The 15,482-nt window shown below is 42.5% G+C and carries 9 protein-coding genes; 8 read left to right on the forward strand and 1 reads right to left on the reverse strand.

The window, feature by feature from the left end; all coding sequences use genetic code 11:
* Positions 1 to 600 precede the first annotated feature (600 nt).
* Positions 601 to 2,721 carry a phosphate acetyltransferase gene (gene pta / locus BMY80_RS10375; RefSeq protein ID WP_093143397.1) on the forward strand — a complete coding sequence of 707 codons (2,121 nt, stop codon included), beginning with the start codon at positions 601 to 603 and terminating at the stop codon, positions 2,719 to 2,721.
* Positions 2,722 to 2,829: 108 nt separating this feature from the next.
* On the opposite strand, the gene BMY80_RS10380 is transcribed toward pta, so the two are convergent.
* On the reverse strand, positions 2,830 to 3,810 hold the full coding sequence (locus BMY80_RS10380) for an NAD-dependent epimerase/dehydratase family protein (RefSeq protein ID WP_093143400.1): 981 nt from the start codon (positions 3,808 to 3,810) through the stop codon (positions 2,830 to 2,832).
* A 214-nt stretch (positions 3,811 to 4,024) separates the two neighbouring features.
* Between BMY80_RS10380 and pflA the strand changes: the two genes are divergently transcribed.
* The 7 genes from pflA to serB all read left to right on the forward strand — a co-directional run bounded on the left by pflA (position 4,025) and on the right by serB (position 15,008).
* Complete coding sequence (gene pflA / locus BMY80_RS10385; RefSeq protein WP_093143402.1) at positions 4,025 to 4,792, forward strand: pyruvate formate-lyase-activating protein; 768 nt, start codon at positions 4,025 to 4,027, stop codon at positions 4,790 to 4,792.
* Between the two features lie 1,079 nt (positions 4,793 to 5,871).
* Positions 5,872 to 8,736, forward strand: a complete 2,865-nt coding sequence (locus tag BMY80_RS10390) for an alpha-amylase family glycosyl hydrolase (protein ID WP_093143405.1) — start codon at positions 5,872 to 5,874, stop codon at positions 8,734 to 8,736.
* A gap of 420 nt (positions 8,737 to 9,156) precedes the next feature.
* A complete protein-coding gene (gene prfA / locus BMY80_RS10395) occupies positions 9,157 to 10,248 on the forward strand; it encodes a peptide chain release factor 1 (protein WP_031579001.1) in 1,092 nt (363 codons plus the stop codon).
* Between the two features lie 83 nt (positions 10,249 to 10,331).
* Positions 10,332 to 11,252: a peptide chain release factor N(5)-glutamine methyltransferase gene (gene prmC / locus BMY80_RS10400; RefSeq protein WP_245730144.1), complete on the forward strand. Its 921-nt coding sequence runs from the start codon at positions 10,332 to 10,334 to the stop codon at positions 11,250 to 11,252.
* Between the two features lie 14 nt (positions 11,253 to 11,266).
* Positions 11,267 to 12,118 (forward strand): 3-deoxy-8-phosphooctulonate synthase, encoded by an 852-nt coding sequence (gene kdsA, locus BMY80_RS10405; protein WP_031579003.1) that lies wholly within the window; start codon positions 11,267 to 11,269, stop codon positions 12,116 to 12,118.
* A gap of 263 nt (positions 12,119 to 12,381) precedes the next feature.
* Positions 12,382 to 13,974, forward strand: a complete 1,593-nt coding sequence (gene prfC / locus BMY80_RS10410) for a peptide chain release factor 3 (protein WP_031579004.1) — start codon at positions 12,382 to 12,384, stop codon at positions 13,972 to 13,974.
* A gap of 38 nt (positions 13,975 to 14,012) precedes the next feature.
* On the forward strand, positions 14,013 to 15,008 hold the full coding sequence (gene serB, locus BMY80_RS10415) for a phosphoserine phosphatase SerB (RefSeq protein ID WP_093143410.1): 996 nt from the start codon (positions 14,013 to 14,015) through the stop codon (positions 15,006 to 15,008).
* Positions 15,009 to 15,482 lie beyond the last annotated feature (474 nt).

The following is a 15,482-nucleotide window of genomic DNA, read 5'->3' on the forward strand; positions in this document are numbered from 1 at the left end:
GCTTACAGCCGACTCTTTGTCTGACAGCGTACTTATCTTTATTTACTCCGTAAACAATAACAACAGTATTTTTAGGTCTTTCTACATCAAGAATATCTCTAGGTATTGGCATATCAAACTCCGTAAATATATAGTCTAATTATAAGTTATAATTAGACTATATTCAAGAAAAATTTCACAATTTTGTCGATATTTTTTAATTTTTTTAGGGAGAAAACAGGCTTTATATCTACCTGAAAACTGAGGAAGTTATGTTGTTGATTGGTATATGGAGTAAATAATGAGATATTGAAACAAGATGTGCTCAATATTTGCACATCTTATATAGTATTATTAATTGGGAAAGTTCTAATGAATGGTATGTGTTAGTGATTTTGGTGGAAAAATGATTATTCAGTGTGATTGTAATTTGCTAGATTGATATTCAGAGAGTAAAATATCAGATAATTATTTTTGTCACTGATCGCTATCAGATCTCTGATAAATAACAGTAGTTCCACCGGTAAGTCTGGGTGGAATGTTGACTCGGAAAACCGTTAACCAAGCGGTTTGTTTTTTTGCTGATAAAAATCTACTACAAGTAGAAAGGGGATTCCTCAAGTGGCACATACTATAATGCTTATACCCATTGGAACTGGCGTGGGTGTAAACTCAATCAGTTTAGGTCTTGTTAGAGCTTTTGCTAGAGAAGGTGTAAAGGTTAGTTTTTTCAAGCCTGTTGCTCAGCCTAAACCATCTTATATCGGACCTGAAGCAAGTACAGCTGTTATCAAGGCAGGCACGGATTTTGACCTTCCTGAACCAATAGAAGTTTCTCGTATGGAAGCTTTACTGAGTTCAGGTGATGATTCAACTTTACTTGAGGAAATTATTGCTAATTTTGAAAACCATGTTGCTTCAAGCGGTGCTGACGTGGTTATCGTTGAAGGTCTTGTTCCTGTTGAAAAGCATCCTTTTGCAAACAGAGTAAACAAGCAGATTGCCAGCGGTATTGATGCTGACATCGTATTTGTAACCCAGCCTGGCAACGGCGGTTCTCAGGAAATCCGTGAAAGACTTGAACTGGCTGTAAATACCTATGCTAACGGTGCTCAGAACAGAGTGCTTGGCTGCATCATCAACAAAGTTGGAGCAAGTGTTGATTCTCAGGGGGTTCCTACCCAGCTTGAAGTCGGTAAGCCATCAGGTGATTTAAAGGATCTCAATCTTGACGGTGTTGCCAAGGTTTTAGCTTCAATACCTTGGAATCCTACTCTTAATGCCGCCCGTGCAAGTGATCTGGCTGCATACCTTCAGTGCAAAGTGTTAAATGAAGGTGAACTTGCTACCCGCCGTTTATCAGAAGTAGTATTCTGTGCCCGTGACGTTCAGAACATGGTTGACTACATCAAGCCTGGTTCTTTACTTGTAACTTCAGGTGACAGATCAGACATCATTATTTCAATCGCTCTTGCAGCAATGAACGGTACCAAGATCGGTGCTCTTCTTCTGACCGGCGGTTACAATCTTGATGAAAGAGTTCAGAAGCTCTGTGAACAGGCTTTTGCTACCGGTTTACCAATTCTTCAGACCGAAGATCATACCTGGCAGACTGCTATCGATTTACAGCATTTCAATACCGAAATTCCTGCAGATGATGCAGAAAGAATTAACATGATTGCTGATTATGTTGCCGGCTTCATTGACAAGGCATGGCTTGAAAGCCAGTCTGAACAGAGTGCACACGTAAGACTGTTAAGTCCTGCCGCATTCCGTTACAAGCTTACTGAACGCGCAAGATCAGAAAGAAAGAGAATTGTTCTTCCTGAAGGTAATGAACCTCGTACCGTTAAGGCTGCCGCAATCTGTGCCGCAAGAGGTATTGCTACCCCTGTTCTTCTCGGTAATCCTGAAGAAATTCAGCGCGTTGCCGCACAGCAGGGCGTTGTTCTCGGTGAAGGTGTGGAAATTATTGATCCTGTTGCTTCACGTGAAAACTATGTTGATCGTCTGGTTGAACTCCGTAAGAACAAAGGTCTTACTCCTGAAGCTGCACGTGAACAGCTCGAAGACAATGTTGTTCTCGGTACCATGATGATTGAAAGAAATGAAGTTGACGGTCTGGTATCAGGTGCTGTTCATACTACTGCAAATACCATCAGACCACCTCTTCAGATTATTAAGACCGCTCCAGGTTCATCACTGGTTTCATCAGTGTTCTTCATGCTGCTCCCTGATCAGGTTCTGGTATACGGCGACTGTGCAATCAATCCGGATCCTACAGCTGAACAGCTTGCTGAAATTGCCATTCAGTCATCTGATACAGCCAAGGCTTTCGGTATTGAACCACGCGTTGCAATGCTTTCATATTCAACCGGTACCTCCGGTAAGGGTGAAGATGTTGAAAAGGTTCGTACAGCTACTGCTCTTGCCAAGGAAAAGCGTCCGGATCTCGTAATTGACGGTCCGTTACAGTACGATGCTGCAATTATGGCTGACGTTGCCGCCTCAAAGGCTCCAAATTCACCAGTTGCCGGTAAGGCTACCGTATTTATCTTCCCTGACCTGAACACCGGTAACATCGCCTACAAGGCTGTACAGCGTTCAGCCAAGCTGGTTTCAATCGGACCAATGCTTCAGGGTATGAAGAAGCCTGTTAACGATCTGTCACGCGGTGCTCTGGTTGACGATATCGTTTATACCATTGCAATCACTGCAATTCAGGCTCAGCAGAACAAGTAATTCAGATTTTTCTGAATAACATATGAAATTAAAGGCTTTATCCCTTCGGGGATAAAGCCTTTTTCGTGAAAGCTACGGTACTGCATGGCGACAGAACCGATAAAATTATCACTTTTTAGGAGCCTGATTAATCGATGACATCAGCTGTTTTACAGTCTTGACATATTCCGAAATACTGTTGTATCTGAATCTGAAGCCTGACTTTTCCAGTTTTGACGGAAGTGCCGGCACTGATGTTATAAGTGAATACGCTGCTTCCTTCTGTGAAAATTTTACAAGGAATACAGGAAGACGCAGAAGCCTGAAAGTCGTGTTTTCTGTTATGGCGGCCAGTTCTTTGAACATATTCATCTGGCCTGTATGGTTTGAGGTGCATACATGTACCGGACCGCTCACGTTCTTATGCTTTATCAGATGAGAGATGACTCTGGTTACATCATACAGAGTAATCCATGGAATGATCTGTTCTCCGTCTCCGAAAGAAGGTATGTAACCTTTCTGAAGGAACGGCAGAATTCTGAGAAGCATGCCTCCGGTGACGTCAACAACATTGCCGAGTCTCATTGTAACGACTCTGGCTCCTAATTCATCCTGAGCCTTCAGTGCCGTTTTTTCCCACTCCTGACAGAGTTCAGCGACTTTGTTTCCGTCTGTGTTTTCGGCTTCGTCTTCGGTAAAAGGAGTTTTGTGGTCAGAGTTTATGGCCATGGCTGAGGCAGAGATAAACACCTCTGGTCTGACATTCTTTTCTTTGAGATCGCTGATTAATTTTTCGGTAAAGCAAATTCTTGAATCGTGAATATCCTTGAATTTTGATGTGTTGACCAGACCTCCGCTGCTGATAGGCGAGCCTGCCAGATTGATTACAGCTGTAATTGAAGAGGCTTCTTCAGCAGTCAGTTCTGTCAGTTCGGTAATGATTTTTATTGGAGTATGAGAAGCATCCAGTAGTTTCTGATAACGGAATGTGGTGTGTTCTCTGTCTCTTGTTAACAGTATGAGTCCTATGTACTGATGTTCACTTACTGTTTTCTGAATAAAGCCTCCGGCTATCATTCCAGAGGCTCCGGTAATCAAATAATAATTCATGAGTTGTTCCGCTTTGATTGAATTAGAAAAAACAAAGTCACGGATAGCATCGCAACCATGTGCCGTTATGCTACGATTCGCTGATAATGAAACGATGCGACTTTAAAAATAGTTCTGCTGTTGTTATTATAAAAGCCGGTGTTACGGATATATGGCAGACATTTGTAATGTCATTATATCAGATGGTATTTTTGTAACTGTGAAGGAGTGGTAAATGTCAACAGTAGATAATGTGAATGGTTCTGATCTTACGGCCAGAATTCATTCAATTGAAACGGGAGGGGCTGTTGATGGTCCGGGAATCCGTTACATCGTGTTTTTTCAGGGATGTCAGTTTAAATGTATATACTGTCACAACCGAGATACCTGGGATTTTAAAGGCGGAGAAGAGGTTACCGTCAAAAAGCTGATGGATGAAATAGTTACCTATGCTCCTTTTTTCAGAGCAAGCGGGGGCGGTGTTACAGCATCCGGAGGAGAGGCATCCATGCAGGCAAAGTTTGTGGCGGAACTGTTCCGACAGGTTCATGCCGCAGGTTTCAATACATGTCTTGACACCAACGGCGGTATACGCAATTACAATAAGGATGTTGAAAACCTTATTAATGAAACAGATACATTCCTGCTGGATCTTAAATGCATGGATGATGATCTGCACAGGGAAATAACCGGTCGTTCAAACAGTGATACTCTGGCTTTTGCAAGATACCTGGCCGCTCATAACAAAAAAATGTGGATAAGACTGGTGGTCGTTCCGACTTATACCGATTCTGAGGACAACGCCCGCAGAATGGGGGAGTTTGTAAAAGAACTAGGTGATGCCGTGGAACGAGTGGAACTTCTCCCGTATCATGAGATGGGAAAGCACAAATGGGCATTTTTCAACGATCCTTATAAACTGAATGATATTCATCCGCCGAAAGCCGAAGACATGAAACGACTGAAGGATATTCTTAAGGAATATCATAAGGAAGTGTATTAGTTTTGACTTCAGATACAGACTGTCATGAAGAAGACGTAAAAACGTCTTCTTTTTTTTTGTGTGTGCGCGTCGGAATTTGATAAAAAATCATAAAATGCTGAAATTTTAACCATGACGCTTTTTTGCAGTAAAAAATATTAAAAATTTTCACGCGATATGAAAGAAAATTACATGTTTTATGTATGTGGTTTTCTTTAAAAATGATAAAAAACAGGTTAAAAAATGATGTAAATCTCAAAAATCAGAGTTTTTGAAATAAATATGATTGTTTAGAAATCGTTTTCTCTAATATGAAAAAGTTTTCATTACATAAAAAGGTAAAATAATTTCAAAAAAACTTGAAACAATTAAAATATGTTGTATCATTACAAGTGTTAAGTAAATCACATTGATTAAGAAAAAAACAAGAGATTGGTTCATGCGACTTTGATAAGGAGTGCAGCAATGAAAATGTTAAGAAATATGTTTGTAGCAAAGAACGACGTAATGGTTATAGCTCCAGTTACCCGTCAGTACAATTTCAGCTACGTTAAGTAAAAAATATTAAACACATGACTTTCGGCCTTCCGGGTGGTAAAGATTAAAGTTGGGAAGGCGTGATAAAAACCATATACATATTAGAAGAAAAAGAAGAGAAGAAACAAAATGAAGAAGTTATTAAAAGTAGTTAAGAAGAGCAGTTTACCTCCATTTACCAAGGCTTACAATTTCAGCTATGTGAAGAATGAAGGTTATTCAAACTTCTAATCAAGCATTGTAAAACAAATATCCTAATAACATTCAAAAGCTCTCAGAAAATGAGGGCTTTTTTTATGGTGTCACTGATTTTTGAAATTCTTTAATAAGAATACTATGTATTTGTGATTATGTTTTGAACAGTGGGTTCGTGCAACTATATATTATAAAATGTTGTCTTTTGAGTGAGATAAAGCTCACATTTATGAGAAAACTGTCATGTTTTTGAAAAAGGTAATATTTATCACAATTACGATGTGACAAGTTCTATATAGTAGACCGAAAACGTTTTTTTGTCTCTTTGACTATAGTCAATATTTTTTCTTAACTATGTGTGAGTTTATATGAAATTTAATAAGAATAAGCTAGGCGTGGCAGTTTCCTGCGCCGTTCTTTCCTTATCTCTTTCAGCCTGCGGCGGCAGTAGCGGTGGCAGTAGTGAAGGAGGCAATAACGTCTTTTCCGATAACTGGGCTACTGATACCGGCAGAGTGGATTCAGGTAATGTGTTTGTTTATGATCCGGTTGAAGCACTGGATACCTGTGTTGTAGATCAGAACACTCTCATAGTTTTGGGAGACTTCTATGATGAATACGCAGCATGGCTGTGGAATTCTGGCGGTAATTTGTTCAGTGACTGGCCTGGTAAAGTATTTACTGAAAATGACATGGGCTCAGCCTGTTCAAAGACCATTCATTATTTCAACCACGAACATGAAGGATCTCTGATTCCGCTTGATGGCTACAATGTTATTGTAAACAACAATAATAAAGGTATGCAGACACCTGATAATAACGTATTTACCCAGAACAAGCCTTGTCTGAAGATGACCTCTGAATCCGATGCTCAGTTTGTAACTGCGGCAGAATGCGGTGTGCATGTTAAAGACTTGGAAGACATTGAATTAGAAGACGAATCATACATTTCATACGACGGCGGAATCCTTAAGGACGGAGCCACCATCGAATTTACCGAAATTGCCGGAAAGAAAGATACTACCGGTCATATCGAAGTTGGTCTGCTGGTAAAGGGTAAGGACGTTGATGCAAATACCAAGGGTTCTTACTGGTTCAGCAATGCCAAGACAATCAAGGATGTTCCTAACAGCGAAGCAACTGCTGCCGAGTTTACCAATGGTGCCATTATCAGCATCGGTGACGACGTGGAAGTTAACGACGGCGAAACCAAGAGTGTTAAGCTTAACGTCAAGTTCAACAATGCGGTTTCAGTTTACACCATCAACAAGTCATACGTAGTCAAGGATCCTGACTGCCGTTTACACAAGCAGAACGATACTCTCGGTGCAATTTATACACCTACCCAGACCACATTCCGTATCTGGTCACCTGACAGCAAGGATGGCAACCAGGTTATTGTTGACGGTACTTCATATGATATGAAGCCTGCATCAATTGACTGTTACTCAGATGTATTTGAGGCTGTTGTTGAGGGAGATCTTGCAGGTAAGACTTATCAGTTTATAATCGGCGGTAAGAAAGTTCGTGACCCTTACGGCAAGATGACAGCAAACGGTAATGATACCGCCAACATCGTAATGGACATGAGCGCAACCGAGCCTGAAGGCGGCTGGGTTGAATCTCCTGAACTTAAGAATCGTGTTGATTCCATTGTTTATGAAGTTCATGTACGTGACTTCACCATCGATGAAACTTCCGGCGTTGACGCAGACAAGAGAGGCCGTTATCTCGGTATGGTTCAGACCGGAACCACATACGAAGGTGTTACTACAGGTATTGACCATCTGAAGGAACTGGGCATTACTCACGTACAGCTTCAGCCTATCTATGATTACAAGACCTGTTCCGATGTAGATTCTCAGAGCAACAAGTGCTACAACTGGGGTTACGATCCATGGAATTACAATGTTCCTGAAGACCGTTACACTTCCGTATTCAATACTGATGAGTACAATAAGAAGGTTCAGGAAGTGAAGACCATGATTAATGAATTCCACAAGAACGGTATTCGTGTAATCATGGACGTGGTATATAACCATACCTATAACAAGTCTGTATTTGAAGATATTACCGGCAAGTACTATCTCAAGACCGATGTTACCGGTTGTGGCAATACCGTAAACTCCAACAGCAATATGGTATGGACCATGATCCGTGATTCAATGGATTACTGGGTTAACGAATATCATGTTGACGGTTTCAGACTCGACCTTGTAGGTGCTTTCTCAATTCAGGACTTCTCTGACTGGGGTGTATATCTGAACAGAGTTCATCCTGACGCAAATCTTCTGATTTACGGTGAACCATGGGCTGCTGATAACGATGCTGCCGAAAAGCAGGTTGATGCTCCGGTACGTACCGGTCGAATCCATCTCCAGTCAGATGAAGCTCATGTAGGCGCCTTCAACAACAGAATCAGAAACTGTCTCAAGGGCTCAAGTGATGATGGTCAAGCTCTCGGCTTTATCTTTGATAAGCTGAATGACGGCTGGGACGACAACGGTACCGATGAAAATGACAAGAAGCTGAGCAACAACAAGGAATGCGTATTCATGGGTGTTCGCGGCGGCGTTCGTCATAAAGACGCAACCGGTACTGACGTATGGACCGCACAGGGCTTCACAAATCCTGAACAGTCAATTTCTTACATAACAGCTCACGATAATCTTGCCATACGTGACAAGATCGAAGCTGCAGGTGTAACCGATATGACTGAAAAGGTTAAGCTTCAGGGTTATTCAAATGCCATCATTGCCGTGAGCCAGGGTATTACCTTCATCCACGGCGGTGAAGAAATCGGTCGTACCAAGGCTGCCGCAGGTAAGGATATGCACAACACTTATAACACCACTAGCGGTGCAAATGACTTTAAGTGGGATCTGAAGGCTACCGAAGAATGGGGTGAACTGTTTGACGCTTATGCCGGATTCATAAAGATGAGAAAGAATCATCCTGCATTCCATATGACTACCGCAGATGATATCTTCAATAACGTAACTCTTGACGAAAACAGTACCGATAGCGTGGTTATCTTTGATATCAACGGTGCAGCCGTAGGCGACAGCTGGTCTAATATCAAGGTTGTTCTCAACAGTACCAAGTCTGCCGTAGAGGTAAGCGGTGTTGAGGGCATGACCAAGGTTGTAGACAACAATCACGTTGATAACGATTCTGTTGACCAGAATACTCAGGCTGATGCTCAGTCAGTATCTATCTGGGTTACCAAGTAATCTATGACTGCAACTCATTTACAGCCCGCATGGTTGTGAAGAGTAGTCACTGATGAACGTAAAAGGCACGATTCAAAATCGTGCCTTTCTTGTTACTGCAAATCTTGTTAACAGCCGACTGAAAAAGTGTTAGAATCACTCTGTTGGATTTTTCTGTTAGTTGTGGAAAACTTTATGTTTACTGCCAATATTGTTAATGTTGATTATTTTTCCCTGAAATTAAGACATTAGCTATTCTTTAAATTCCGTTTATCGTGACCGTTCCGCGGGCATGATATGTCGCTGCAGGGACTTGCGGTAAAAAGCATGATATGTTTGCCGTTATGTACATTGCGTTCCTGCATCAGTATTTATTGACAGATGATTTCAGACAGACTGTCTGAAGTTTATTTTTTAAAACAATTTTTTAAGGTATTAACAATGCTTAAGCAATCCATTATTACCAAGCTTGAGACTTTAGTTGAGAGATTTGAAGAAGTTCAGGCCTTATTAGGTGAGGCTGAAGTAATTGCGGATCAGGACAGATTCAGAGAACTGAACAAGGAATATTCACAGCTGGAGACAGTTGTGGCCGCATTCAAGAGCTACAAAACATATTCAGACGATCTTGAAGAAATCAACGCCATGATTAATGGCGACGATCCTGACATGCGCGAAATGGCTGAAGCTGAACTTGAAGAAACCAAAAGCGGTCTCGAAAAGACCGAACATGATATCCAGATTCTTCTGCTTCCGAAGGATCCTAAGGATGACAACAACGCTTTCGTTGAAATCAGAGCAGGTACCGGCGGTGATGAAGCCGCAATATTTGCCGGCGACCTTTTCAGACTGTATTCAAAGTATTCTGAAAAGAAGGGCTGGAGCATTGAAATCATGAGCTGTTCTGAAGGTGAATTCAGCGGTTACAAGGAAATAATCTTTAAGGTTTCCGGCCAGGGAGCTTACGGTATTCTGAAGTTTGAATCAGGCGGTCACCGTGTTCAGAGAGTTCCTGAAACCGAAACACAGGGGCGTGTTCATACATCAGCATGTACCGTGATGGTTTTCCCTGAAGTTCCTGAATCTGAAGCTCCGGAAATCAATCCAAAGGATATCAGAATTGATACCTTCAGAGCGTCAGGCGCAGGTGGACAGCACATTAACAAGACCGATTCCGCCATTCGTATTACCCACTTCCCGTCAGGTCTCGTGGTTGAATGTCAGGATGAACGTTCCCAGCATAAGAACAAGGCCAAGGCTTTTGCGGTTCTGGCTTCTCGTCTTGCAAGACTTGAAGAGGAAAAGAAGGCCAAGGAAATGGCAGAACAGAGACAGAGCATTTTAAGTTCAGGTGATCGTTCAGACCGTATCAGAACCTATAACTATCCTCAGGGTCGTGTGACTGATCATCGTATCAACCTGACTCTGTATAAGTTAAGTGACGTGATGGACGGAGATCTTGATTCACTGGTAATGCCGGTTATTGAAGAGCATCAGGCCAACATGCTTGCTGAACTCGCAAACGAAAACTAATATCTGAAGCAGCACTTAAACCCTGAATTTAATGATGGTGTCACAGTTTGCCATCAGTTTTTCAACAGTTTAGGTGCTTTTTTATGCCTTTTGGGGCTAATCTAATGGTATGGGCGGATAATTTACCCGGAGGAACCATGCAGATTGGAGCAGTTTACAGAGAAGCTCTGCAGAAGCTGAATGCTTTTCTGAATGACAGGGAAGTTTCTTCCATTGAAGCTTATTTTATTGTTTCTGAAGTCCTGAAAAAGGATAAGACTTTTCTGCTGACATATCCTGAGTACGAAATTTCCGACAAAGAATATGACAGCATACAGAAAATTGTGAATGAAAGACTTTCCGGACGTCCTATAGCTCATATTCTGGGGAAAAGAGAATTCTGGTCTCTCAACCTGAAAGTGAATGAGCATACTCTTATACCGCGGCCGGACACGGAAACTCTGGTGGAGCAGGCACTGCTGTGCGCTTCTAAATTTGATTCCGGGGTGAGACTGAGAATTCTTGACCTGGGAACGGGAACCGGTGCGGTTGCCCTGGCGCTCAAAAGTGAACTTCCGGATGCCGTTGTCGATGCCGTGGACTATTCGGAGGAGGCTCTGAAGGTGGCTGAATTCAACAGCACAAATCTGAATCTGCCGATTAATCTCATTAACAGTGACTGGTTTTCAAAAATCAAAGCCAGACACCAGTATCATCTGATAGTATCCAATCCTCCGTACATAGCCGACAATGATCCTCATCTGAAGGAGGGTGATGTCAGATTTGAACCGCGAACCGCTCTGGTGGCTCCGATGAACGGGCTGTACGATATTCTGAATATAGTAAGAAAGTCCGGTGACTATCTTGCCAATAACGGTTATCTGCTGCTTGAACACGGTTATCAGCAGGCCGGAGACGTTAAACTTCTGATGAATTATGCCGGTTTCACTCAGGTTGAGACGGTAAAGGATTTGGGATACAATGACAGAGTAACTCTGGGGTGCTTTAATTACAAGGATAAGTAAATATAATGTCTTCTGTGAAAAACAAGGTTGTAAAGATTGGTGATATCAGTGTAGCCAATAATCTTCCGTTTGTGTTATTCGGTGGTATTAACGTTCTGGAATCAGAAGAACTGGCGCTGACAGCCTGTGAAAAGTATGTTCAGGTTACCGACAGACTGAATATTCCGTTCGTGTTCAAAGCCAGCTGGGACAAGGCAAACAGATCATCAATACATTCATTCAGAGGTCTGGGACTTGAAAAGGGAATCAGCATTTTTGAACGGCTGAAGAAGGAATTCGGAGTAAAGATTATTACCGATGTGCACGAGATAGATCAGGTAGGTCCGCTGGCCGAGGTCGTTGACGTGCTTCAGCTTCCGGCATTTCTTGCCCGTCAGACAGACCTTGTAAGAGCACTTGCCGAGAGCGGAAAGGTTATCAATGTCAAGAAGCCGCAGTTCATCAGTCCTTCTCAGATTTCCAACATTGTGGAAAAATTTGAGGAATCCGGAAACGAGAATATCATCCTGTGTGAACGCGGAGCGACCTTCGGCTACGACAACCTGGTGGTTGACATGCTTGGATTCGGAGTGATGATTAAAGCTTCGAAGGGAGCACCGGTGATTTTTGACGTGACTCATTCACTGCAGTGCCGGGATCCTAGCGGAGCGGCTTCCGGAGGAAGACGTCAGCAGGAGGCTGAACTTGCCAGAGCAGGTATGGCCGTAGGGCTTGCCGGTCTGTTCCTTGAGGCTCATCCTGATCCTGATAAGGCAAAATGCGACGGCCCGAGTGCTCTGCCTCTGGATAAGCTGGAACCTTTCCTTACCCAGATAAAGAGAATTGATGAGCTGGTTAAGTCTTTTGATGAGCTCAATATTGATTAATGGTTCCGTTATCGGATACTGTTTTTAAATGACGGGGGCGGAGTTGTCCGCCCCCGTCTGTTTTATGCGTTCATGCTTAATCTCTGTTCGAAGATGTTCATATAATCGTCATCCAAAAAAAGATCGACCTGAACAGATTTTTTGATATAATCCATTGGCGGTTTCTTTTGTTTTTTTTGGAGATCCGGAAATACCAAAAGAAGCCGTTTTTTTATATAGGTCGACTTGTAGATTCCCGAATATTGTGTTTAGGTAAGATAATTATGGCTGATGCTGAATTTCTTAAAGAAATAAATAAACGTAGAACTTTTGCTATTATTTCACACCCGGATGCCGGTAAGACAACCATTACTGAAAAAGTTTTGCTTTACGGTCGTGCAATTCAGCGTGCCGGTACAGTTAAGGGCAGAGGTGCAAACGGCAGTTTTGCCAAATCAGACTGGATGCAGATGGAAAAGGATCGTGGTATTTCCGTAACCACCTCAGTAATGCAGTTCCCGTACAATGACTGTCTGATTAACCTTCTGGATACTCCGGGCCACGAAGACTTCTCGGAAGATACCTATCGCGTGCTTACCGCCGTGGACAGCTGTCTGATGGTTATCGATGCTGCGAAGGGTGTAGAAGAACGTACCCGCAAGCTGATGGAAGTTACCCGTTTAAGAGATACCCCGATTCTTACCTTCATGAACAAGATGGACCGTGAAACCAGGGATCCGCTGGAACTGATGGATGAGGTTGAAAAGGAACTTTCCATCGTCTGCGCCCCGATAACCTTCCCGATCGGATGCGGCAAGAGCTTCAAGGGTGTTTATCATATCTACAGGGATGAAACCTATCTCTACAAATCAGGTCAGGGTGATATCATTCAGGAGGTTGTTACCGTAAAGGGGCTTGATAATCCTGAACTCGATGCCGCCGTTGGAGAGGATCTCGCATCAATCCTCAGGGATAACATCGAACTCGTAAAGGCTGGCAGCGCTGAATTTGATGAGGAAGCCTTCCTCAAGGGGGAACTTACTCCGGTATTCTTCGGTACCGCTCTCGGTAACTTCGGCGTGGATCATATGCTTAACGGTCTTACTGCATGGGCTCCTGCACCGCTTGCCAGAAATGCTGAAAGCAGACAGGTTGAACCGACAGAAGAAAATCTTTCCGGCTTTGTGTTTAAGATTCAGGCCAACATGGATCCTAAGCATCGTGACCGTATCGCTTTCGTACGTCTGGTATCCGGAAAGTACGAAAAGGGTATGAAGCTCCATCACGTACGTATCGGTAAGGATGTGAACATTTCAGATGCGGTTACCTTTATGGCAGGCGATCGTGAACAGGCTGAAGAAGCATATGCAGGCGATATTATCGGTCTGCACAATCACGGAACCATCCAGATTGGTGATACCTTTACCAAGGGGGAAGACCTTAAGTTTACCGGTATCCCTAACTTCGCTCCTGAACTGTTCAAGCGTATCCGTCTTAAGGATCCTCTCAAGCAGAAGGCTCTGCTTAAAGGTCTTGTTCAGCTTTCTGAAGAAGGTGCCGTTCAGGTATTCAGACCTCTTATCAACAACGATCTTATAGTTGGTGCCGTAGGTGTGCTGCAGTTCGATGTAGTAGTTTCAAGACTTAAAAACGAATACAACGTTGAAGCCGTATATGAACCTGTTAACGTAACCACCGCACGCTGGATTGAAAGCGACGATCCTGCAGCTCTTGAGGAAATTCAGAGAAAGGTTCCACAGAATGTGGCTCTTGACGGCGGTGACAACCTTACATATATTGCACCTAATATGGTAAATCTTAATCTTACAATGGAAAGATATCCTAAGATTAAGTTCAATACCACCAGAGAACATTAATAATTCACTACTGTGAAATGAAAAGGATTTAAATAATAATGGCAGAATTCAATTTTAATGCGGATGAAGAACTTTTCTCCAGATTACCGGAAAAAGCTTTTTACACGGTGGTTGATAACAAGGTAGTCAGTGCTGACGGCAACATCAGCGGCGGATATATCTGTGCGATCGGTGACAGAATCACCATGCAGCATCTCGGTATGATTAAGGAGCTGGCAGACAGATCCGGTGTTTCCTTTGCCTTCAGAGAACCGTTTGCAATCTGCGGTAAACAGGTACTGATTGCCGTAACCGACAGATATTCAGAAGAACTTAACCGTGCATTCAAGGCGTTTACCGGTGATGCAGATGTAATTCATGTGAAAAACATTCCGGATCTTTCAAAGCCGGGTGTTATTCTTCTTGATATGGATTCAACCTGTATTCAGATTGAATGTATTGATGAAATTGCCAAGGCATACGGCGTGGGCAAGCAGATTTCTGAAATCACCAGTATGGCTATGCACGGAAAGCTTGATTTCAAGCAGAGTCTGAGAAAGAGAGTAGGTCTGCTCAAGTATGCTCCGGTATCCATTCTGGACAAGATTAGAAACAGCCTGCCGATTATGCCGGGTTTCCCTGAACTGATCAGACTTCTGCAGAGTAAAGGCTGGAAGACCGCCATTGCTTCAGGCGGATTCATGCCTTTTGTAAACAAGCTTAAGGAAGATTTCGGTCTTGATCTTGTCAGAGCCAATACCTTCGAAATTGAAGGAGATCATCTTACCGGCGGGCTAATCGGTGAAATCGTTGATTCGACAGTGAAGGTTGCGACTCTCCATGAGCTGTGTGCAAAGTATGATATTCCTAAGGAACAGAGTATTGCGGTAGGTGACGGTGCAAACGATCTGCCGATGATTAATGAATCAGGTCTGGGATTTGCCATTCATGCCAAGCCGATTGTGCGTGAGAAGGCTACAGCCACCATCAATACTCTCGGTCTTGATGCCATTGTCTGCGTGCTGACCGCCTACAGCAATCTGAAATCAATGTAGGATACGGACCGGATTAACCGGTATAAATAATCAGTGTCCAAAAGGGCTTTTCGCTAACGGGAAAAGCTCTTTTTTATTTTTATGATATCCGGCTGAATGCAGGGCAAAAAAAAGGTTCGGTATCAGCACAATCCCCAGTGCCTAATCCGAACCTGTCAGTTTTTTTGCATGTGATATTAAATAGAACTTTCCCAATTAATAATACTATATAAGATGTGCAAATATTGAGCACATCTTGTTTCAATATCTCATTATTTACTCCATATACCAATCAACAACATAACTTCCTCAGTTTTCAGGTAGATATAAAGCCTGTTTTCTCCCTAAAAAAATTAAAAAATATCGACAAAATTGTGAAATTTTTCTTGAATATAGTCTAATTATAACTTATAATTAGACTATATATTTACGGAGTTTGATATGCCAATACCTAGAGATATTCTTGATGTAGAAAGACCTAAAAATACTGTTGTT

Origin of the sequence: Ruminobacter amylophilus (assembly GCF_900115655.1) — a bacterium.
GTDB classification, from domain to species: Bacteria; Pseudomonadota; Gammaproteobacteria; order Enterobacterales; family Succinivibrionaceae; genus Ruminobacter; species Ruminobacter amylophilus.